Source organism: Arenimonas metalli CF5-1 (assembly GCF_000747155.1).
Lineage (GTDB): Bacteria > Pseudomonadota > Gammaproteobacteria > Xanthomonadales > Xanthomonadaceae > Arenimonas > Arenimonas metalli.
On record NZ_AVCK01000063.1, the window covers coordinates 1 to 20225 of the forward strand.

At 67.4% G+C, this 20225-nt stretch carries 16 protein-coding genes and 9 tRNA genes; 3 read left to right on the forward strand and 22 right to left on the reverse strand.

Annotated elements, in window-relative coordinates:
* The coding region (locus N787_RS14515) for a BrxR family transcriptional regulator (protein WP_052575464.1) at window positions 1-799 on the forward strand (799 nt) is incomplete at its 5' end.
* Here the strand turns inward: N787_RS14515 and N787_RS12915 are convergent.
* The 22 genes from N787_RS12915 to N787_RS13020 form a co-directional block, all read right to left on the reverse strand.
* Window positions 778-2328 (reverse strand): hypothetical protein, encoded by a 1551-nt coding sequence (locus tag N787_RS12915; RefSeq protein ID WP_156969040.1) that lies wholly within the window; start codon window positions 2326-2328, stop codon window positions 778-780. The genes N787_RS14515 and N787_RS12915 overlap by 22 nt on opposite strands.
* Before the next feature lie 256 nt (window positions 2329-2584).
* Window positions 2585-4531 (reverse strand): SurA N-terminal domain-containing protein, encoded by a 1947-nt coding sequence (locus N787_RS12920; RefSeq protein WP_034215000.1) that lies wholly within the window; start codon window positions 4529-4531, stop codon window positions 2585-2587.
* A gap of 83 nt (window positions 4532-4614) precedes the next feature.
* Window positions 4615-4691, reverse strand: a tRNA-Asp gene (locus N787_RS12925).
* A 14-nt stretch (window positions 4692-4705) separates the two neighbouring features.
* Window positions 4706-4780 (reverse strand) — tRNA-Val (locus tag N787_RS12930).
* 11 nt (window positions 4781-4791) lie between these two features.
* The gene (locus N787_RS12935) at window positions 4792-5064 is read right to left on the reverse strand and encodes an HU family DNA-binding protein (protein ID WP_034215002.1); all 273 of its coding nucleotides are present in this window, start codon (window positions 5062-5064) and stop codon (window positions 4792-4794) included.
* Between the two features lie 209 nt (window positions 5065-5273).
* Window positions 5274-7709 (reverse strand): endopeptidase La, encoded by a 2436-nt coding sequence (gene lon, locus N787_RS12940; RefSeq protein ID WP_052575466.1) that lies wholly within the window; start codon window positions 7707-7709, stop codon window positions 5274-5276.
* Between the two features lie 140 nt (window positions 7710-7849).
* A complete protein-coding gene (gene clpX / locus N787_RS12945) occupies window positions 7850-9145 on the reverse strand; it encodes an ATP-dependent Clp protease ATP-binding subunit ClpX (protein ID WP_034215004.1) in 1296 nt (431 codons plus the stop codon).
* A gap of 114 nt (window positions 9146-9259) precedes the next feature.
* Window positions 9260-9883, reverse strand: a complete 624-nt coding sequence (gene clpP / locus N787_RS12950; protein WP_034215006.1) for an ATP-dependent Clp endopeptidase proteolytic subunit ClpP — start codon at window positions 9881-9883, stop codon at window positions 9260-9262.
* A 25-nt stretch (window positions 9884-9908) separates the two neighbouring features.
* A complete protein-coding gene (gene tig / locus N787_RS12955; protein WP_034215008.1) occupies window positions 9909-11210 on the reverse strand; it encodes a trigger factor in 1302 nt (433 codons plus the stop codon).
* Window positions 11211-11295: 85 nt separating this feature from the next.
* Window positions 11296-11380, reverse strand: a tRNA-Leu gene (locus N787_RS12960).
* 32 nt (window positions 11381-11412) lie between these two features.
* Window positions 11413-11488, reverse strand: a tRNA-Lys gene (locus tag N787_RS12965).
* 53 nt (window positions 11489-11541) lie between these two features.
* Window positions 11542-11618, reverse strand: a tRNA-His gene (locus N787_RS12970).
* 38 nt (window positions 11619-11656) lie between these two features.
* Window positions 11657-11733 (reverse strand) — tRNA-Arg (locus N787_RS12975).
* A 71-nt stretch (window positions 11734-11804) separates the two neighbouring features.
* Window positions 11805-11881 (reverse strand) — tRNA-Pro (locus tag N787_RS12980).
* A gap of 135 nt (window positions 11882-12016) precedes the next feature.
* Window positions 12017-12093, reverse strand: a tRNA-Arg gene (locus tag N787_RS12985).
* A gap of 137 nt (window positions 12094-12230) precedes the next feature.
* Window positions 12231-12323: transfer RNA gene (locus tag N787_RS12990), tRNA-Ser, on the reverse strand.
* 55 nt (window positions 12324-12378) lie between these two features.
* Complete coding sequence (csrA, locus tag N787_RS12995; protein ID WP_034215010.1) at window positions 12379-12597, reverse strand: carbon storage regulator CsrA; 219 nt, start codon at window positions 12595-12597, stop codon at window positions 12379-12381.
* Window positions 12598-12741: 144 nt separating this feature from the next.
* Entirely contained in the window at window positions 12742-15474 is a 2733-nt protein-coding gene (alaS, locus tag N787_RS13000; protein WP_052575467.1) for an alanine--tRNA ligase, read from the reverse strand.
* Between the two features lie 96 nt (window positions 15475-15570).
* The gene (locus tag N787_RS13005; RefSeq protein WP_034215015.1) at window positions 15571-16065 is read right to left on the reverse strand and encodes a regulatory protein RecX; all 495 of its coding nucleotides are present in this window, start codon (window positions 16063-16065) and stop codon (window positions 15571-15573) included.
* A gap of 28 nt (window positions 16066-16093) precedes the next feature.
* On the reverse strand, window positions 16094-17128 hold the full coding sequence (gene recA, locus N787_RS13010) for a recombinase RecA (RefSeq protein ID WP_034215017.1): 1035 nt from the start codon (window positions 17126-17128) through the stop codon (window positions 16094-16096).
* Between the two features lie 182 nt (window positions 17129-17310).
* Entirely contained in the window at window positions 17311-17967 is a 657-nt protein-coding gene (lexA, locus tag N787_RS13015; RefSeq protein ID WP_034215020.1) for a transcriptional repressor LexA, read from the reverse strand.
* A gap of 56 nt (window positions 17968-18023) precedes the next feature.
* On the reverse strand, window positions 18024-18530 hold the full coding sequence (locus tag N787_RS13020) for a CinA family protein (protein WP_052575468.1): 507 nt from the start codon (window positions 18528-18530) through the stop codon (window positions 18024-18026).
* 117 nt (window positions 18531-18647) lie between these two features.
* On the opposite strand from N787_RS13020, the gene N787_RS13025 reads away from it, so the two are divergent.
* Entirely contained in the window at window positions 18648-19016 is a 369-nt protein-coding gene (locus tag N787_RS13025; protein WP_034215022.1) for a BlaI/MecI/CopY family transcriptional regulator, read from the forward strand.
* Window positions 19006-20205, forward strand: coding sequence for a TonB family protein (locus N787_RS13030; RefSeq protein WP_034215024.1), 1200 nt, complete (start codon window positions 19006-19008; stop codon window positions 20203-20205). The genes N787_RS13025 and N787_RS13030 overlap by 11 nt, the downstream gene beginning before the upstream one ends.
* Window positions 20206-20225: the final 20 nt, after the last annotated feature.

Here is a 20225-nt window from a genome sequence, read left to right on the forward strand (position 1 = left end):
GCTGCAGCGCAAGGACATCTGCGAGGCTTTCGGTCTCACGCTCAACCATGTCACGCGGGAAATCACCGCTTATCGCAAGCTGCACAAGAACAACCTGGTCTACGATCCCGAGACCCGGGCCTGGCGGATCGGGCCGAGCTTCAAGCCAGCCTACGCCACCGGCGACCCCGGCGAATACCTGGCGATGTTGCATGCCTACGCCCTCAGTGGCGAGGCCGCGGTGATGGTGACGGCAGGCCCCGCCGTGAAGGCGGAAACCTTGCCTCCGGTGGCGGGCAAGATCGATCGCGCTGTCCTCAAGGACATCATCGGTGGGCTGCGCCGTCACGGTGGAGTGCTAGTGAAATACCAGTCGTTCTCCGACCCCGAACCTACGGAGCGAACCCTCTGGCCCCACGCGCTCGTCTTCGCGAACGAGCGCTGGCATGTCCGGGCCTATGACAGCCGCAAGCAGCGATTCTCTGACTTCGTGCTGGCCAGAATTCTCAAAGCCCGCCCGGCCACCGAGGCCGCGGCGCCGGCGTCAGCGGCGGATGACCGCGACTGGCAGACGCAGGTCACGATCGATGTCTTCCCTTCCCCGGGTCTATCCGCCTCGCAGCAGGCGGTGGTCGCGCGTGAGTTCGGCATGCGTCGTCAGGGCGAGCTCTGGAGCTGGAAAGTGTCCATGCGTCAGTGCCTGGTCAAGTACTTCCTACTGGCGCACCGCCTCGACCTGCCGGCCAGCGCCGCGCCCCACCGACGAGTGGCTCTGCGCGACCCGAAGCTGGCCAAGGACTATGCCTTCACGGACGACTGATCGCCGGGGAGGAACGCGATGATGTCCTCCAAGGTCATGGGCCGGGACGCAAGGCCCAACCGCATCGCCGGCGTTTTGCGGTCCTCCCCGACCAGGACGAAGTTGTACGTGACCCGGAAGATCTCAAGCAGCCGCATGACGACCGTGGGGTTGTAGACGGCATAGCCGTGCCACCGGGTGTTGGAGCTCGGCGAAAAGATGGGGCGTTCGAGCACGGAGAGCCGGCGCCGCACCTGCATGAAGAAGCGGTCAAGCGCGTGCATTCTCACATCCAGCAGATAATCGGCCAGGGTCGAAGGGTCCAGATCACCTCGGTCCGACAGGTAGCACATGGCCTTGGCCGGCTCGCCCATATTGGGCATTGGATGCGGCACCCACCGTTTCACCACCGGCAGGCCTAGAAACTCTGGGTGACCGATCGCAGACAGCAGCAGCTGTTTGGCGACGTCAAACTTGCGCATCCCCGGGTGTGCGGCTTGCGCTTTTGCCAAGGCGGCTTCGCTGGCGGCCAGGAGTCGCTTCTTCTGGTCCACAGATAGAGACTTATCGATCCTTACCCAAAAGGCTTCGACCGTTCCCGCCTTGACCCGAGGCCCGAACGCGGCGAAGCATCCGCCGTGCAGGCCGGGGTCCCGGTCGAGATAGAAGTGAAGCTGCTCAATCTCCGGCAGCAGCTGCCCAATGCGGTAGAAGTGGGCGTAGATCGTATAGGGCGAGTGGATGCGGACGCCGCGCGAGGGCAAGCGAGACTCCTCTGGCAAGGGATCCTCGGCCTCGTTCGGTCCATCCTCGAACGGCAAGAAGATGCGTGCGTACTTTCGAAACGCCGGCCGTTTCGCGGGATCGCCGCACGCTTGCGCGGCCATTTCCAGATCGTGCACGTCGTAACGCGGATCGTAGTCGAGATGGAGGCCAAGCACGAAACCTGATGAGGTCTCGGCGCTGGCCACCGCGCCCATCTGGGTGACCCGCCGGTCGAACTGGCTACTCCAGTTGAGGACGTGCTCCTGCCGATCCACTGCAATGCCAAGACGGGTCTTCTTCAGTGACTGCAACCGCTCATCATGCGCCGCGGCAACGCGCAGACACTGCTCATGAATGAATCCGATCCTCTGGTAGATGACAGGCGCCGTCACTTCCGCGACCTCGCAAATGCGGCGCATCGGGGACTTGTTGATCAGCAAGCGATAGATGATCGCCGTCTTGCCTGGCAGCCGTTGCCGAAGTGAAGATCGGATCGGGACAGTGAAGGTCTTGGCGCACGCCTTGCACCGGAAACGCCTCGACCCGGCGGCTGTGGTTCCGAAGGCCTGATAGCGCGTGGGTGGCGATGTGTCGGCCAGCCCGTTGTGAGTACAATTTTCGTTGCGGCAGGCTATCGAGCTAACCTGGGCCGGGGCGTGGGTGATCCGCTCCAGCTCTTCCACGACCGCCCGATTACTCTTGATGGCGTTCGTTTCGTTGCAGAGCTTGCATCGCAAGCCAGCCGTGTTCTTGCCCGACCCCACGGCAATGTAGTTGTCGACCACCTTCGGGTTCGGGCCCCTATCAACCCGAGCCAACGGGAGGACGCCGAAGTTCGCACAGCGCGGGTTGCGGCAGGAGTTCACCTGCACCCCCTGAACCATTTCGGGGCAACGTTCGCTCGTCGGTGGAATAGCGCGCAAAAAAGAACCCCCAGTCGGAATCGACCTAGGGATTATAGAGCCGGGAACCTATACCGTCAACACGTTAACGTAACGGCTGGGGGATTCCCGGGCCTTTTCCTTGGGTTCGGACGCGGGATCAGAGCCGGTCTTCGGCGACCCGCACCGTGTAGACCTTGCGCAGCGCCTTCGTGTACTCCTGGAACTCGACCAGGCCGCGGGCCTGCGCGAACTGGCCGAGGATCAGCGTGCGGGTGGCGTCGTCGAGCGTGGCCAGGTCGCCCGGGGTGACCGCGGTCACCTCGAACAGCACCTGGCGGTCCGCACCGACCTTGGCGATGCCGAACGAGGGCTTGCCCTCCTCCGGCGCGGCCACGCGGAAGGCCTCGGCCAGCAGCGCCGGCGGCAGCCCGGCCTGGCGGGGAATGTTCTCGAGCTCGGCCACGGTGCGGCCGACCTCGGTGGCCAGCGCATCGAGCGTCTCGCCGGCACGCGCACGCTCGAGCAGCGCCTCGGCCTGGGCCTGCGCGGCCTGGGCCAGGCGGTCGGCGTTGAGGTCGGAGAGCACGCGGTCCTTGACCTCGGCGAACGGGATCGCGGCCTCGGGCACGTGCTCGACGACATGGATGACCACGATGTGGTTGGGTCCGATCTCGATCGCGTCGCTGACCTGGCGCTCGGTCTTCTGCGCGTCGCTGAAGGCGGCCGCACGCACCGCCTCGATCGCCGACAGGCCCTGGTCCAGGCCCCCGCGGCCAAACAGCCCGGTGCGCTGCACCGGCAGGCCCAGCGCCTCGGCCGACGGCGCGAGCGCGGTCGGATCCTTGTAGGTGCGCTCGATCAGTCGGCCGCTGAGCTCGCTGAACAGACGCTCGGCTTCGTTCTCGAAATACTCGGCCTCGAGCTCGGCGCGCACGTCCTCGAACGGGCGCTCGGAACCCGGGGTGAGCTCGCGCAGCTGGATCACGTGCCAGCCATCCGGGGTGCGCACCGGGTCGGTGACCTGCCCGGCCTCGTCCAGCGCGAACAGCGCCTGCTCGAAGGCGGCATCGAACAGCCCGGCCTCGACGACGCCCAGGTCGCCGCCCTCGGCCTTGGAGCCGAGGTCGTCGGAGTTCTCGCGCGCCAGCGCCGCGAAATCGGCGCCCGGCGCCCGGGCCTGCGCGGCCAGGGCAGCGGCGCGCTCGCGCGCGGCGTCGTTGGTGGCCTGGTCGGCATCCACCGCGGCCGCCACCAGGATGTGCGAAGCGACGCGCTGCGGCTCGGTCACGTAGCGGGAGCGGAGCTCCGCGTAGCGCGCGCGCAGCGTGTCCTCGTCGACCGTGGTGGGGACATCGAGGCTGGCGCCGTCGATCTCCACGTACTCCACCGCCACCTTTTCCTCGCTGCGGTACAGCGACGGGTTGGCGTCGTACCAGGCCTGCAGCTCCGCATCGGTCGGCGGCTCGGCCGGCAGCGACGGCGTCGGCAGGTCGAGCAGGCGCAGCGTGCGGGTCTGCTGGCTGAGCTTGAGGAAAGCCTCGAGCTCGGCGTCGCTGGCGATCGCGCTCCCGATGATCTGGTTGGGCAGCATGCGGCTGGCGAGGTCGGCACGCACGGACGCCATGAACTGGGCGTGGGTCAGGCCCTGCCCCGCCAGCGTCAGCCGGTACTGGTCCGGGCTGTACACGCCGTTGACCTGGAACTGCGGCAGCGCCTTGAGCTGCTCGGCGACTTCCTGGTCGGAGATGGTCAGGCCCTCGCGCTCGGCGACCAGCGCCATCAGCGCGTCATCCACCATGCGGTCGAGGATATTGCGCTTGGATTCGATCGACTCGAACGCGGCGCTGTCGAAGGCCTCGCCCTGCTGCTGGCGCGCCTCCTGGCGGGCCTGCTCGAAGCGGCGGCGGAATTCCTCCTGGGAAATCTCGCGCTCCTGTTTGCCGAAGACCCAGAACTTGGCGGGGCCCTCGACCTTGGCGGCGTAGGTCTCGATTTTCGGCGAGAAATACGCCTCGAGGCCGAAGAACGCCATCGTGATGATGACGGCGCCGAGGATGAGGTAAGCGATCCAACCCGAGGACTTGTCGCGAATGCGCTGCAGCATGTGGGCTTTGCCGTTCGAAGGTGGAGCCCGGTTTCCCGGGCCGGAAAAAACGAAGGCGCCCTTGTGGGGCGCCCTCGAGGATATGGCGGAGTGGACGGGACTCGAACCCGCGACCTCCGGCGTGACAGGCCAGCATTCTAACCGACTGAACTACCACTCCGCTGAATCACTTACTGGTGGGTGCTGAGGGTTTCGAACCCCCGACCCTCGCCTTGTAAGGGCGACGCTCTACCGCTGAGCTAAGCACCCCTACAAGACGCTCAGTTTACAGCATCCTTTAGGGCTTTGCCAGCCTTGAACGCAGGATTTTTCGAAGCCTTGATTTTGATGGTGTCGCCGGTCTGCGGATTGCGGCCCTGGCGGGCGGCGCGCTTGCGGACGGAGAAGGTGCCAAAGCCCACCAGAGTGATGGTTTCGCCCTTCTTGAGCGCCTTCTTGATCACTTCGATCATGGCGTCGACAGCGCGGCCGGCGTCAGCCTTGGACAGCTCGGCGCCATCGGCGACGGCACTCGTAAATTCGGCTTTGTTCATTATTGACTCCCTGGGCGGGGGGTTACCCGCATTCTGAAAAACCGGACCGGCCCGGCAATGGCCTGGGGCGCGGCTCCGATCCACCTGTGCCAGCGCACCCGGAGGTTTCCGGTGCGAAGGTTGGATGATTTATACCAGTCGCATTTTGACCGCGCAATACGCGAAAGCCAGATATTTCGCGGGTTTCAGGGGCTTGCGGCGCTTCGCGATCAGTGCGTCATCGCGGCGCCGCCGGCGTCTTTACCACCCGGTTCGCTGCTGGCTTCCGGGGCGGGCTCGGAGCCCGCGCCCGGGGACAGCGGCCGCACCAGGGCGACATCCAGCACCTCGTCGATCCACTTGACCGGAATGATCTCAAGGCCTTGGGTGACGTTCTTGGGGATGTCCGCAAGGTCCTTCTTGTTCTCGTCCGGGATCAGCACCGTACGGATGCCGCCGCGCAGGGCCGCGAGCAGCTTCTCCTTGAGGCCGCCGATCGGCAGCACGCGGCCGCGCAGGGTGATCTCGCCGGTCATGGCGACGTCAGCGCGGATCGGGACGCCCGAGAGCACCGAGACCAGGGCCGTCACCATCGCGATGCCCGCGCTGGGGCCGTCCTTCGGGGTCGCGCCCTCGGGCACGTGCACGTGGGTGTCGAACTTGTTGTGGAATTCGGTGTCCAGGCCCAGCCGCTCGCTGCGCGAACGCACCACGCTGTAGGCGGCCTTCACCGACTCCTGCATCACGTCGCCAAGCTGGCCGGTGAGGATCAGCTGGCCCTTGCCGGGCAGCAGCGTGGCTTCGATCTGCAGCAGGTCGCCGCCGACCTCGGTCCAGGCCAGGCCGGTGACCAGGCCCACTTCGCTCTCCTGCTCCGCGCGGCCGAAATCGTAGCGCTGCACGCCCAGGTACTTGTCGAGGTTCTTGGGGGTGACGCTCATCGACAGCGGCTTGCCGTTCTTGCGCGGGCCGGCCAGCGCGATCTCCTTGACCACCTTGCGGCAGATCTTGGACACCTCGCGCTCGAGGTTGCGCACGCCGGATTCGCGCGTGTAGTAGCGCACGATGTCGCGCACCGCCGCCTCGCTGACCTTGAGCTCGGACGGCTTGAGGCCGTTGGCCTTGAGCTGCTTCGGGATCAGGTACTTCTCGGCGATGTGCAGCTTCTCGTCCTCGGTGTAACCCGGGATGCGGATCACTTCCATGCGGTCGAGCAGCGGGCCCGGGATGTTGAGCGAGTTCGAGGTCGCCACGAACATCACTTCCGACAGGTCCAGGTCGACCTCGAGGTAGTGGTCGTTGAACGAGTGGTTCTGCTCCGGGTCCAGCACTTCGAGCAGGGCCGAGGACGGGTCGCCCCGGAAGTCCATGCTCATCTTGTCGATCTCGTCGAGCATGAACAGCGGGTTCTTGCTGCCGACCTTGCTCAGGTTCTGGACGATGCGGCCCGGCATCGAACCGATGTAGGTGCGCCGGTGGCCGCGGATCTCGGCCTCGTCGCGCACGCCGCCGAGCGACATGCGCACGAACTTGCGGTTGGTGGCCTTGGCGATGGACTGGCCGAGCGAGGTCTTGCCCACGCCGGGCGGGCCGACGAGGCAGAGGATCGCGCCCTTCATGTTCTTCACCCGCGACTGCACCGCGAGGTACTCGAGGATGCGCTCCTTCACTTTCTCCAGGCCGTAGTGGTCGGCGTCGAGCACGTCGAGCGCGGCCTTGAGGTCCTTGCGCACCTTGCTGCGCTTCTTCCACGGCACGCCGACCAGCCAGTCGATGTAGTTGCGCACGACGGTGGCCTCGGCCGACATCGGCGACATCTGCTTGAGCTTGTTGAGTTCGGTGCGGGCCTTGGCCTCCACGGGCTTGGGCATGCCGGCGGCCGCGACCTTCTTGGCGAGCTCCTCGAGTTCGTTCGGCGCCTCGTCCAGCTCGCCGAGCTCCTTCTGGATCGCCTTCATCTGCTCGTTGAGGTAGTACTCGCGCTGGCTCTTCTCCATCTGCGACTTCACGCGGCCGCGGATGCGCTTCTCGATCTGCTGCACGTCGATCTCGCCGTCCACCAGGCCGATCAGCATTTCCATGCGCTGGCCGATGTCGAGGGTCTCGAGCAGCTGCTGCTTGTCCGACAGGCGCGCGCCGAGGTGGGCCGAGATGGTGTCGGCCAGCCGGCTGGGCTCGTCGATGCCCGACAGCGTGGTGAGCAGTTCGGGCGGCAGCTTGCGGTTGGTCTTGACGTACTGTTCGAACAGGGTCATCAGCGAGCGCTGGGTGACCTCGAGCTCGCGCGCATCGCGCTCGTGCAGCGAGTCCACCTCGACGCCGGTGGCGGTGAGCGCGCCCTCGCGGTCGCCGTAGCCGTCGATCGCCACGCGCGCGGAGCCCTCGACCAGCACCTTGATGGTGCCGTCGGGGAGCTTGAGCAGCTGCAGCACCTGCGCCAGCGTGCCGACCGAGTACAGGTCGTCGGCGGCCGGGTCGTCGGTGTCCGGGCTCTTCTGCGCGATCAGCAGGATTTGCTTGTCGCCGGCCATCGCCAGGTCCAGCGCCTTGATCGAGCGGTCACGGCCGACGAACAGCGGGATGACCATGTGCGGGTAGACCACCACGTCGCGCAGCGGCAGCACGGGCAGGTCGAGGCGGTTCGGGACGGGGGTCTTGTCTTCCATGGGATTGGCTCCGTCGGGGGCCGGGGGCCCCGCTATGGCTCAGGTTATGGGGGCCGCGGGCGCCGCTTGCAAGTTTTTCTTCCGGAAAAGAAACGGGCCGGAAAGACCGGCCCGGGATTCAAGCACTTGCAGCGTCCGGCTCAGTCGCCGGAGGCCGCCTTGGGCGCCGCGGCGGGCGCCGGGCTGCTGGAGTAGATCAGGTAGGGCTCGGTGGCATGGCTGATCACCGACTCGTCCACGACGACCTTGCTGACGTTCTCGAGCGACGGCAGGTCGTACATGGTGTCGAGCAACACCGACTCCATGATGGTGCGCAGGCCGCGGGCGCCGGTCTTGCGCTTGAGCGCGCGCTTGGCGATCGCCATCAGGGCATCCGGGCGAACCTCGAGCTCGACGCCCTCCATCTCGAACAGCTTCTTGAACTGCTTGGTGATGGCGTTCTTGGGCTCGGTGAGGATCTTGATCAGCGCGGTCTCGTCGAGCTCCTCGAGCGTGGCGACCACCGGCAGGCGGCCGACGAACTCGGGGATCAGGCCGAACTTGATCAGGTCCTCGGGCTCGACCTCGGCCAGCAGCTTGCCGACCTCGATCTTGCGCTCGGCGCTCTTCACCTTCGACGAGAAGCCGATGCCGCCGGCCTCCGTGCTGCGGGCCTGGATGATCTTGTCGAGGCCGGCGAAGGCGCCGCCGACGATGAACAGGATGTTCTTGGTGTCGACCTGCAGGAATTCCTGCTGCGGGTGCTTGCGGCCGCCCTGCGGCGGCACCGAGGCCACGGTGCCCTCGATCAGCTTCAGCAGCGCCTGCTGCACGCCCTCGCCCGACACGTCGCGGGTGATCGACGGGTTCTCGGACTTGCGCGAGATCTTGTCGATCTCGTCGATGTAGACGATGCCCTGCTGCGCCTTCTCGACGTCGTAGTCGCACTTCTGCAGCAGCTTCTGGATGATGTTCTCGACGTCCTCGCCGACGTAGCCCGCCTCGGTGAGGGTGGTGGCGTCGGCGATGGTGAACGGCACGTTGAGCAGGCGCGCGAGGGTCTCGGCCAGCAGGGTCTTGCCCGAGCCGGTGGGACCGATCAGCAGGATGTTGGACTTCGACAGTTCGATGTCGTCGTTCTTGATCCGGCTCTCGATGCGCTTGTAGTGGTTGTACACGGCGACCGAGAGCGTCTTCTTGGCGCGCTGCTGGCCGATCACGTACTGGTCGAGGACCTCGAGGATCTCGCGCGGCTTGGGCAGGTGGCTGCGGGCGGCGTGCGCCTTCTCCTCGAGCTCCTCGCGGATGATGTCGTTGCACAGCTCGACGCATTCATCGCAGATGAACACGCTGGGGCCCGCGATCAGCTTGCGAACCTCATGCTGGCTCTTGCCGCAGAACGAGCAGTACAGGATCTTGCTGCTGTCGCCGGTACGGCCCTGGCGGTCTTCGGTCATGCTCTGGTTGCCCTGGTGGAATGGGTCGGAATCGAGAATATCACAGGCCGCCAATGGTCAAGCCCCGACCCGGACGGGGCCGGATCGGGGCATGAAGGCGGCGTTCGGGGCCGGTCAACCGGCCTGGACGGTGTCGTCGGGCCGCGAGCTGATGACCGCATCCACGACGCCGTAGGCCTTGGCCTCTTCCGACGACATGAAGTAGTCGCGCTCGACGTCGCGCTCGATCTTGTCGATCGGCTGCCCAGTGTTGTCGGACAGCTCCTTGTTCAGGCGCTCGCGCAGGAACAGGATTTCCTTGGCCTGGATCGCGATGTCGCTGGCCTGGCCCTGGGCGCCGCCCGAGGGCTGGTGGATCATGACGCGCGAGTTCGGGAGGATGTAGCGCTTGCCCTTGGTGCCGGCGGCCAGCAGGAAGGAACCCATGCTGGCGGCCTGGCCGACGCAGATGGTGCTCACGTCCGGCTTGATGAAGCGCATCGTGTCGTAGATCGCCAGGCCGGCGGTGACGATGCCGCCGGGCGAGTTGATGTACAGGCTGATGTCCTTCTCGGGGTTCTCGGCCTCGAGGAACAGCAGCTGGGCGACGATCACGTTCGCCATGTAGTCGTCGATGGGGCCGACCAGGAAGATCACGCGCTCCTTGAGCAGGCGCGAGTAGATGTCATACGCCCGCTCGCCGCGGCTGGTCTGCTCGACCACCATCGGCACCAGGTTCAAGCCCTTGATCGGTTCCATGCGACGTCCTCCGTTTTGGCCGATCTTACGCGGCCGGGCGCATCAGTTCGGTGAAGCTCAGCGCCTGCTCGGTCGCGTCGGCCCGCTCGGCGATCCAGTCGATCACCTGCTCTTCCATCACGCGGTTCCGGAGGCCCTGCATGAGGTTGGGGTCGTTCTTGTAGAGTTCAACGACCTGCTCCGGCTCCTCGTAGGTCGAGGCGATCAGCTGCAGGGTCTCGTTCAGGCGGCGGCCGTCGAGCTTGAGGTTGTTCTGGCGGGCGACCTCGCCGACCAGCAGCGCCGCGGCGACGCGGTTGCGGGCGGCCGGCATGAACATCTCCGGGTCGGCCTTGGCGTTGGCCTGGCCCTGCTGGCGGGCCTGCTGCTCGGCGGCAGCGGCCATGTTGCGGGCCTCGGCCTGGACCAGGCGCGGCGGCAGCTCGACGCTGCTGTACGCGGCCACCAGCTTGGAAGCCACTTCCGCGCGCAGGCGCGCCATCAGCGTGCCCTTGAGCTCGCGCTCGAGGTTGGCGCGCACTTCCTTGCGGAACTGCTCGACCTTGCCGTTCTTGATGCCGAAGCTCTTGACGAAGGCTTCGTCGATCTCGGGCAGGTGCGGCTCGGAGACCTTGTGCACCTTGAGCTGGACCTTGGCGGACTTGCCGGCCAGCTCGGTGGCGCGCCAGTCAGCCGGGAAGGTCATGTCGACCTCGCGCTCGTCGCCGGCGGACATGCCGGCCAGCGCGGCCTCGAGTTCGGGCAGCATCACGGCCGAACCCAGCACGGTGTTGCCCTTGTCGCTGCCCTCGGCGGGCATGCGCAGCTCGCCGCTGGTGGCGACGGTCTCGACCGCCAGCAGGTCACCCGGCTGCGCCGGGCGCTCGACCGCGACCCAGGTGCGGCGCTGCGCGCGCAGGGTCTCGATCATGCCGTCGATGTCGGTGTCCTCGATGGACGAGGTGGTGCGCACGACCTTGAGCTGCTTCGGGTCGATGGTGCCGAAATCAGGCACGACCTCGAAGGTGGCGGTGAAGCGGATCTCGCCCTCGGCGGCGGCCGGGTCGGCCTTCAGCTCGGGGTTGCCGGCGACCAGCAGCTTCTGCTCGCGCAGGGCCTCGCCGAGGCTTTCGCGGACCAGCTCGCCGTAGGCCTCGCTGCGGACCTGCGGCCCGAAGCGCTGCTCGATGACCTTGGCGGGCACCTTGCCCTTGCGGAAGCCCTTGATGTTCGCTGTGCGCGCGATCTCGACCAGGCGCTTGCCGACGACGCCGTCGAGGCGCTCCGCCGGCAGGGTGATGGTGAGGCGGCGTTCCAGGTTGGCGGTGTTCTCGAGCGAAACTTGCATGTCAACTCCTGACCGCGCCGTTCCCGGGCGCGAAAATGAAAAAACCCGCAGAGCCCCGAATCATCCCCGCGCCTCCGTTGCCGGATGGTGCGAAAGGAGAGACTCGAACTCTCACGGGTTGCCCCACTGGAACCTAAATCCAGCGCGTCTACCAGTTCCGCCACTTTCGCATTGCCGCGCGGTGACGATTCAATCGGGAAGATGGTGGGCCGTGTAGGATTCGAACCTACGACCTATTGATTAAGAGTCAACTGCTCTACCAACTGAGCTAACGGCCCGTTATCTTCCCGCCGAAGCGGCTTGCGACGCGACATTATGCCGCGCTTGGAACTGGGGTGGAAGACGGGACTCGAACCCGCGACCCTCGGAATCACAATCCGATGCTCTAACCGACTGAGCTACATCCACCACATTGTGAACCTTAACCCGTTCCACCCCTCCCGGCCTGGCGCGCCCGGCAGGAATCGAACCTGCAACCGCCGGCTTAGAAGGCCGGTGCTCTATCCAGTTGAGCTACGGGCGCCTGCCGGGATGATACCGACCGCGTCCGCCCGCTTCCATGCGCGGTTACCGCAGGTGCCGGGAAAGCTGGCCTGGTCGGGGCAGAGGGATTCGAACCCACGACATCCAGCTCCCAAAGCTGGCGCTCTACCAGGCTGAGCTATACCCCGGCGGTGAAGCCCGGCACCCGGGAAGGCGCGCCGCACGAGTTACAACTTTACGGCCGCCCCGGCGGGAGGTGCAACGCACCCCCTGCCTGGGCCACCGAACAAAAAGGGTGCCGAAGCACCCTGTTTGCCGAAGAGTGGCGCGCCCGGAGAGATTCGAACTCCCGACCACCAAGTTCGTAGCCTGGTGCTCTATCCAGCTGAGCTACGGGCGCGCAGAAGCGAAATTATGGGGGACGCTGGCGAAGCCGTCAATGCCTTTGGTGAAACAAAATCCGAAGGCGACCCAAGCACACCTTTGTCCGTCGTTGCCGGGTGGAAAAAACGCCGCCTTTCGGCGGCGGATTCGACCTGGCGGAGTGAGAGGGATTCGAACCCTCGATCAGGCTTTTGACCCGATACTCCCTTAGCAGGGGAGCCCCTTCGGCCACTCGGGCATCACTCCGTTACGGACACCGACCCCACCCTCTCGGGCGAAACCGGCCGCATAGGATAGCCTTTCAATCGGGCTTCGGTAAACCCGCATCTGCGGCGGCGCCGGAGGGCGCATCGCCGTCGTCCTTTTGGATGCGCTGGAAGATTTCCTCGCGATGCACGGCCACGTCCTTGGGCGCCGTGATGCCGATCCGCACCTGGTTGCCCTTGACGCCCAGCACCGTCACGGTGACCGAGTCACCGATCATCAGGGTCTCTCCCACCCTACGCGTCAAAATAAGCATTGCTCTCCCTCCCGATACGTCCCTGCACCGGCCCGCGCGACCCGATGGCTGCGCGCGGTTCCCAGCCGCAAGATGGCGGCGTTTTCCGATGGTAGTGCGCGGCCGGGCGGGGCGCAATGAAACGCGCCCCGCGCGCGGCAGGACTCAGCCCAGGCGATCGGCCACCCAGGCCGGCACGCCCTGCAGGGCCGCCACCAGCGCCGGGCCGTCGGGACCGCCGCCCTGGGCCATGTCCGGGCGTCCGCCGCCCTTGCCGCCGATTTGCGCGGCGACATGGGCCAGCAGCTCACCGGCCTTCACCTTGCCCAGCGCGGCACCCTGCACGCCCGCCACCAGCGAGGCTTTCCCGCCATCGGCCGAGGCCAGCACGATCACGGCGTCGCCGAGGCGCGACTTGAGCTGGTCCACGGCATCGCGCAGCGACTTGGCGTCGAGGCCCTCTAGACGCGCCGCGACCACCTTGGTACCGGACACCTCGGGCGCGGAGGCCGCCAGGTCCGAGGTGGCGCCGGCGGCGGCCTTGGCCTTGAGCGATTCAAGCTCGCGCTCGAGCTTCTTCTGGCGGTCGAGCAGCTGGCGCAGCTTGTCGACCACGTCGCCGGCATTGCCGCCGAGCAGGCTGGCGGCCTCCTCGAGGCGACGCTCTTCGGCGGCGATGTGCGCCAGCGCGCCCTCGCCCGTCACCGCCTCGATGCGGCGCACGCCGGCGGCCACGCCGCCTTCGGAAAGGATCTTGAACACGCCGATGTCGCCGGTGTGGTGCACGTGGGTGCCGCCGCAAAGTTCGGTGGAGAACTCACCCATGCGCAGCACGCGCACGTGCTCGCCGTACTTCTCGCCGAACAGCGCCATTGCGCCGAAATCCAGCGCTTCCTGCATGCCCATGTGGTGCACTTCGGCCTCGGCGTTGCGGCGGATCTCGGCGTTCACCATGGCCTCGATGCGGGCGAGGTCGGCGGCCGGGATCGCCTGGAAGTGCGAGAAATCGAAGCGCAGGCGGTCGGGCGCGACCAGCGAGCCCTTCTGCGTCACGTGCTCGCCCAGCACCTTGCGCAGCGCGGCGTGCAGCAGGTGGGTGGCGGAATGGTTGAGCACCGTGGCCTGGCGCCGCGCCTCGTCCACGCGCGCCGAAAGGCGGTCGCCGACCTTCAGCGTGCCGCCCGCGAGGCGGCCCAGGTGGCCGTGGAAGGTGCCCGAGAGCTTGAGCGTGTCGCGCACGTCGAAGCGACTGCCGGCCGGATCGAGCAGCTGGCCGGCATCGCCGACCTGGCCGCCGGACTCGGCGTAGAACGGCGTGCGGTCCAGCAGCACGACGGCCTCTTCGCCCACCGCGAGCTGCTGCACGGGCTTGCCCTCGCGGACGATGGCGACGATGCGGCAGCCGTCGGCGTCCAGCGACTCATAGCCGAGGAACTCGGTGGGCCGCAGGGTGGCGATCAGGTCGGTCGGCAGCGCGGTGACGCCCGAGAACTTGCTGGCGGCGCGGGCGCGGTCGCGCTGCTGCTCCATCAGCGCCTCGTACTCGGCCAGCGCGCCGTCGGCCAGGGCCCAGCCCTTGTCGGCGTTTTCGCGCAGCAGGTCGGCGATCAGGTCCGGCGGGCAGCCATAGGTGTCGTGCAGCTGGAACAGCTGCTCGCCGCGGATGCGGTTGCCCGAGGCCGCCAGGTAGTCCTGCAGGCGCGCCATGCCGGCATCAAGCGTCTGCGCGAACGCGGCCTCCTCGCCCTTCAGCGCCTGTTCGACCAGCGTCTGCTTGGCGGCCAGCTCGGGATAGGCCTCGCCCATCACCTCGACCAGCGGCTGCACCATGCGCCAGAACTTGCCGTCGGCGCTGAGCCCGTCGAGCTTCCAGAAATGGCGGATGGCGCGGCGGATGATGCGGCGCAGGACATAGCCGCGGCCCTCGTTCGACGGCAGCACGCCGTCCACCACCAGGAAGCTGCAGGCGCGGATGTGGTCGGCGATCACGCGCAGCGACTTGTGCTCGAGGTCGGTGGTGCGGGTGAGCGCGGCGGCGGCCTTGATCAGGTGCTGGAACAGGTCGATCTCGTAGTTGCTGTGCACGTGCTGCAGCACGGCCGACACGCGCTCCAGGCCCATGCCGGTGTCCACGCAGGGCGCCGGCAGCGGCACCAGGGTGCCGTCGGGCTGGCGGTCGTACTGCATGAAGACGTTGTTCCAGATCTCGATGAAACGATCGCCGTCCTCGTCCGGGCTGCCCGGGGGCCCGCCGGCGATGTGGTCGCCGTGGTCGTAGAAGATCTCCGAGCACGGGCCGCAGGGGCCGGTGTCGGCCATCTGCCAGAAGTTGTCGCTGGCGTAGGGCGCGCCCTTGTTGTCGCCGATGCGGATGATGCGCTCGGGCGGCAGGCCGACGACCTTGTTCCAGATGTCGAAGGCTTCGTCGTCGGTGTGGTAGATCGTGACGAGCAGGCGCTCCTTGGGCAGCTTCCAGACCTCGGTCAGCAGCTCCCAGGCATAGGTGATGGCGTCGTGCTTGAAGTAGTCGCCGAAGCTGAAGTTGCCCAGCATCTCGAAGAAGGTGTGGTGGCGCGCGGTGTAGCCGACCTGGTCGAGGTCGTTGTGCTTGCCGCCGGCGCGCACGCAGCGCTGCGAGCTCACCGCGCGCACGTAGCTGCGCTTCTCGGCGCCCAGGAACACGTCCTTGAACTGCACCATGCCGGCGTTGGTGAACAGCAGGGTCGGGTCGTTGCCCGGCACGAGCGGGCTGGAGGGCACGATTTCGTGGCCCTTGGATCGGAAGAACTCGAGGAAATCCCGGCGGATCTGGTGGCTGGTCTTGGTCATGGACGGCGAAAGGCTCTGGGAACTCGGAAGCGGGGCCGCGGCGCGACCTGCCCGCCCTGCCCTGCACATGCGGGGCGGAGCCGGGGATCACAAGCCAATGGCGTGGCCGCCAAGATTAGCAGCCCGGGGCCGGGGTCCGGACGCTTGGGCCGGGCGACCAGCGGGTCAGAAGCCGTCGGGGTCGTCCGGCTCTTCCGCCCGGCCGCGCACGGCACCGTAGGCGCCGCCTTGGTCGAATCCCCGCCGGAGCAGGAAATCCACGGCCTTGCGGCGCCTCGCGGGATCCGCCAGGTCGACGGGCCGGAAGCGCTTGTCGATCAATGCCCTGGCCGAGGCCGCCCAGTCGGTCTCGCAGGCGTCGAGGGCCTGCAGCACGGCCTCCGCCGGCAGGCCATGCCCGGCCAGCTCCTGGCGGATGCGCACCGGGCCATAGCCCGAATGCGCCCGGTCACGGGCGAAGGCCGTGGCAAACCTCAGATCGTCCTGGTAACCGAGGCCGGCCAGTTTCTCGATCGCCGCCTCGGCCTCTTCGGGATCGGCGCCGCGCAGCCCGAGCTTGCGCTTGAGGTCGCGGCGGGAGTGCTCCCGCCGCACCAGCAGCTCCAGCGCTTTCTGGTAAGCGTCCGGCTTCGGACGCTCGGGGCGGTCACCGAATCCCATGCGCTCGCCCCGCGTCCCGCCTTCCGGCTCAGGCCTCGGCCGGCTCGGCGTTCTCGTCACCGATCACCAGGCCAGGCACGAACTTGTCGCGCAGCTTGCCCTCGAGGTCCTTGGCCACGGCCGGGTTGTCCTTCAGCCACTGGCGGACGTTCTCCTTGCCCTGGCCGATGCGCTCGCCGTTGTAGCTGTACCAGGCGCCGGCCTTTTCGATCAGCTTGGCGTCCACGCCCATGTCGATGATCTCGCCCTCGCGGCTGATGCCCTGGCCGTAGAGGATCTCGGTGACAATGACCTTGAACGGCGGCGCCATCTTGTTCTTGACCACCTTGATCTTGGTCTGGTTGCCGATCACTTCCTCGCCCTTTTTCACCGAGCCGATACGGCGGATGTCGAGGCGCACCGAGGCATAGAACTTGAGCGCGTTGCCGCCCGTGGTCACTTCCGGGCTCTGGCCCGGCATCATCACGCCGATCTTCATGCGCAGCTGGTTGATGAAGATGACCATGCAGTTGCTGCGCTTGATGTTGCCGGTGAGCTTGCGCAGGGCCTGGCTCATCAGGCGGGCCTGGAGGCCCGGCAGCTGGTCGCCCATCTCGCCCTCGATCTCGGCGCGCGGGGTGAGCGCGGCGACGGAGTCGACGACCACCATGTCCACCGAGTTCGAGCGCACCAGCATGTCCGCGATCTCGAGCGCCTGCTCGCCGGTATCCGGCTGGCTGACCAGCAGGTCGTCGATGTTGACGCCCAGCTTGACGGCGTAGGTCGGGTCGAGCGCGTGCTCGGCGTCGATGAAGGCCGCGGTGCCGCCGGCCTTCTGGCACTCGGCGATGGCCTGCAGGGTGAGCGTGGTCTTGCCCGAGGACTCGGGGCCGTAGATCTCGATGACGCGGCCCTTGGGCAGGCCGCCAATGCCCAGCGCGATGTCGAGCATCAGCGAGCCCGTGCCGATGACTTCGGCCGGCTCGGTGCTCTTGTCGCCCATGCGCATGACGGCGCCCTTGCCGAACTGCTTCTCGATCTGGCTCAGGGCAGCGGTGAGGGCGCGCTTCTTGTTCTCGTCCATCGTCGGGTTCCTCGGGGGTTTGTTTTCAGGTGTTGCGAGGTTAGAGGGGCGGGGTCTCACGGACTGAGAACCGGCGGCTGGCCCTGAATCTGCGGGACCGGCGGCTTCCGCGGCAGCCGTTTCCGCCTCGATGCGCTGTAGGGAAAGCGACTTCTTCGGGCCGGACTTCTTGCCACCGAAGCTCAACGGTTCGGCCTTACGAGGCCGCAGTACAGTCCTTCGATCGCGAAGTCCTGGTCGGGCTTCACCACGATGGGCGCGTAGTCGGGGTTGCGGGGCAGGAGGCGGATGCCGTCCTTGCCAATCTTGAGCAGCTTCACGGTGATTTCCTCATCAATGCGGGCGACGACGATCTGGCCGCTGCGCGCGTCGTTGGTGCGGTGCACGCCGATCAGGTCGCCGTGCAGGATGCCTTCGTCGCGCATGGAGTCGCCCTTCACCTTCAGCAGGTAATCGGGCGCGGGCGAGAAGAAGACGCGATCGAGCAGGACCATGTCGTGAAGGCCGGCGTCGGCGCCGATGGGCAGGCCGGCCGCGACCTGGCCGAGCACGGGCAGGCGAAGGAGGTCGTCCCCGGCCGCGGGGACGAGGTCCGCGGCCGGGGACGACACGTTCTGGGGGGACGCCGCCGGCGACACCAGGCGGATGCCGCGGGCCTGCCCCGGCACGCGGCGGATGGCGCCGGCCTGCTCGAGGGCTTCCAGGTGGTACTGGGCCGCGCGCACGCCCTTGAAGCCGAAGGCATGGGCGATCTCGACCTGGGACGGCGGCACGCCGTCGGCCTCGATGCGCTCGGTGATCATGGCCAGGATGGCCTGCTGGGTGTCGGTGATGTCCATTAGTAGTAATACTACTAACGAACCTCCCTGCCCTGTCAAGCGGTTTTTGGCGCGGACTAGCGGGCCAGCTCCAGCAGGCCGCGCAGCGCGGCTTCGACCGTCTGCCGGCGCACGGCTTCGCGGTCGCCGTCGAAGTGGAACAGTTCGGCCTTCGGATAGCCGCCGCGCCGCTTCCAGCCCAGCCAGACGGTGCCGACGGGCTTGCCGGGGCTGCCGCCGCCGGGGCCGGCGATGCCGGTCACCGCCACCGCGATGCTCGCGCCTGAGGTGACCAGCGCGCCGGACACCATTTCCACCACGGTTTCCCGGCTCACCGCGCCGTGTTCGATCAGGGTTTCCGGCCGCACGCCCAGCAGCGCCTGCTTGGCCTCGTAGCTGTAGGCCGCCATGCCGCAGTCGAACCAGGCCGAGCAGCCCGGGATGTCGGTGATCATCTTGGCGATCCAGCCGCCGGTGCAGCTCTCGGCCGTGGCCAGCATCAGGTGCCGGGCCTGGAGCGCGGCGCCCACCTGTTCGGCCAGGGCGTGCAGCAGGTCGTCTTCGGGGAGCGGTCGGGGGTCCATGCGCCAAGCCTAGTCCGCGGCGCCGGACGTGGCTACCGGTCGCCGCCCGGGCGAGTCGCTTGACATGGCCGTTTACACCTGTAGTCTGGAGACAGGATTACAGGCGTAGACAAACCCATGCAGATCAGTGAAGCCGAAAGCGTCGTGATGGAAGTGCTCTGGCGCGGCAGCCCCCGCAGCTCGGAGGAAGTGATCGCCGAACTGGCCCGCGACCAGGACTGGCAGGTCTCCACCATCAAGACCCTGCTGGGTCGCCTGGTGAAGAAGGGCGCGGTGAAGGCGGCGAAGGACGGCCGGCGCTTCAGCTACTCGCCCGTGCTGACCCGCGAGGCCTGGGTCCGCGGCCAGAGCAGCAACCTGCTCGATCGTCTGTTCGACGGCCGGCTGGCGCCGCTGATCGCGCACTTCACCGAGAGCCACAAGCTTTCGCGCAAGGACATCGCCGACGTGAAGCGGCTGCTGGAGGAACTCGATGATGGCAAGTGATGCCCTGGCGGAGCTGCTGCAGGCCACGGCCGCGATCACGTTCGCGCTGGTCCTGGTGCTGGGCCTGCGCAACCCGGTGCGCCGATGGCTGGGGGCGCGGGCCGCCTACGGGCTGTGGGCCGTGGTGCCCCTGGCCGTGGTGGCCGTGCTGTTGCCGGCGCGGCGCGCCGAGCTTGCTCCCGCCGCCTTCGGCGAGGCCCGCGGTTTACTGGCGACCTTGCCCGCCGCCGCCGAGGCCAGCGCCCTGTTGACGCCTGGATTGCTGGCGCTGTGGCTGCTCGGCGCCACGTCGCTGGCGCTGCTGATGCGGGTGCGCCAACGCCGATTCACCCGCGGCGTGGCGCGCCAACCGGAACGCGACCATGACCTGTCGGGGTGGGCGGCGCCCGCCGTCGTTGGCCTGCTCCGTCCGCGCATCGTGCTGCCGTCCGACTTCAGCGCCCGCTACACGCCCGACGAGCAACAGCTGGTCATCGCCCACGAGCAGCTGCACATCGAGCGCGGCGACATCCCCGCGCAGGCGCTGGCCTCACTGCTGCGCTGCCTGTTCTGGTTCCACCCGCTGGTGCACGTCGCCGCGACGCGCTTCCGCTTCGACCAGGAACTGGCCTGCGATGCGGCGGTACTGGCGCGATTCCCGGGCGCGCGACGCCGCTACGGCGACGCCATGCTCAAGACCCAACTGGCCGGTTTCGGCCTCCCCGTGGGCTGCCACTGGCAGTCCTGCCATCCCCTGAAGGAGAGAGTCCGCATGCTCAAGCAAACCCTTCCCGGCCCGCGTCGCCGCGGCGTCGCCTCGGCATTGGTCCTCGCGTTGGCCGCGGCCACGAGCCTGGCTGCCTGGGCCGCGCAACCGGCGACGCCCGCGCCCGAGGCCAAGCCCCTGAAGGCCCTGACGAACGATGATGTCCTGGATCCCCCGAAGTATCCGGCGGAGGCGATCGCCAGGGGCCTGGGTGGCCTGGTGGTCCTGGACGTGCTGGTGGGCGTGGATGGCGTGCCCAAGGAAATCAAGGTGCACCAGCCGTCCACCGACGGCGTGTTCGACCAGGCGGCCGTCGATGCGGCCTGGAACTGGCGCTTCAACGCCGGCCGGAACGGTGCGCGAGGCGAGAAGGTGGAGGGCTGGGTCCGCGTCCCGGTCAACTTCAGCCCCGACAAGCCGGCCGACGAGGCGACCGCAGGCTGAGCCACGCGGCCGGGCCGGCC

Excerpts from the sequence above, each read along its gene's own strand:
- N787_RS12920 (WP_034215000.1), bottom strand. The coding sequence starts at position 4,531 with ATGCTGCAGCGCATTCGCGACAAGTCCTCGGGTTGGATCGCTTACCTC.
- N787_RS12935 (WP_034215002.1), bottom strand. The coding sequence starts at position 5,064 with ATGAACAAAGCCGAATTTACGAGTGCCGTCGCCGATGGCGCCGAGCTG.
- lon (WP_052575466.1), bottom strand. The coding sequence starts at position 7,709 with ATGGAAGACAAGACCCCCGTCCCGAACCGCCTCGACCTGCCCGTGCTG.
- clpX (WP_034215004.1), bottom strand. The coding sequence starts at position 9,145 with ATGACCGAAGACCGCCAGGGCCGTACCGGCGACAGCAGCAAGATCCTG.
- clpP (WP_034215006.1), bottom strand. The coding sequence starts at position 9,883 with ATGGAACCGATCAAGGGCTTGAACCTGGTGCCGATGGTGGTCGAGCAG.
- tig (WP_034215008.1), bottom strand. The coding sequence starts at position 11,210 with ATGCAAGTTTCGCTCGAGAACACCGCCAACCTGGAACGCCGCCTCACC.
- csrA (WP_034215010.1), bottom strand. The coding sequence starts at position 12,597 with ATGCTTATTTTGACGCGTAGGGTGGGAGAGACCCTGATGATCGGTGAC.
- alaS (WP_052575467.1), bottom strand. The coding sequence starts at position 15,474 with ATGTGCAGGGCAGGGCGGGCAGGTCGCGCCGCGGCCCCGCTTCCGAGT.
- N787_RS13005 (WP_034215015.1), bottom strand. The coding sequence starts at position 16,065 with ATGGGATTCGGTGACCGCCCCGAGCGTCCGAAGCCGGACGCTTACCAG.
- recA (WP_034215017.1), bottom strand. The coding sequence starts at position 17,128 with ATGGACGAGAACAAGAAGCGCGCCCTCACCGCTGCCCTGAGCCAGATC.
- lexA (WP_034215020.1), bottom strand. The coding sequence starts at position 17,967 with ATGGACATCACCGACACCCAGCAGGCCATCCTGGCCATGATCACCGAG.
- N787_RS13020 (WP_052575468.1), bottom strand. The coding sequence starts at position 18,530 with ATGGACCCCCGACCGCTCCCCGAAGACGACCTGCTGCACGCCCTGGCC.
- N787_RS13025 (WP_034215022.1), top strand. The coding sequence starts at position 18,648 with ATGCAGATCAGTGAAGCCGAAAGCGTCGTGATGGAAGTGCTCTGGCGC.
- N787_RS13030 (WP_034215024.1), top strand. The coding sequence starts at position 19,006 with ATGGCAAGTGATGCCCTGGCGGAGCTGCTGCAGGCCACGGCCGCGATC.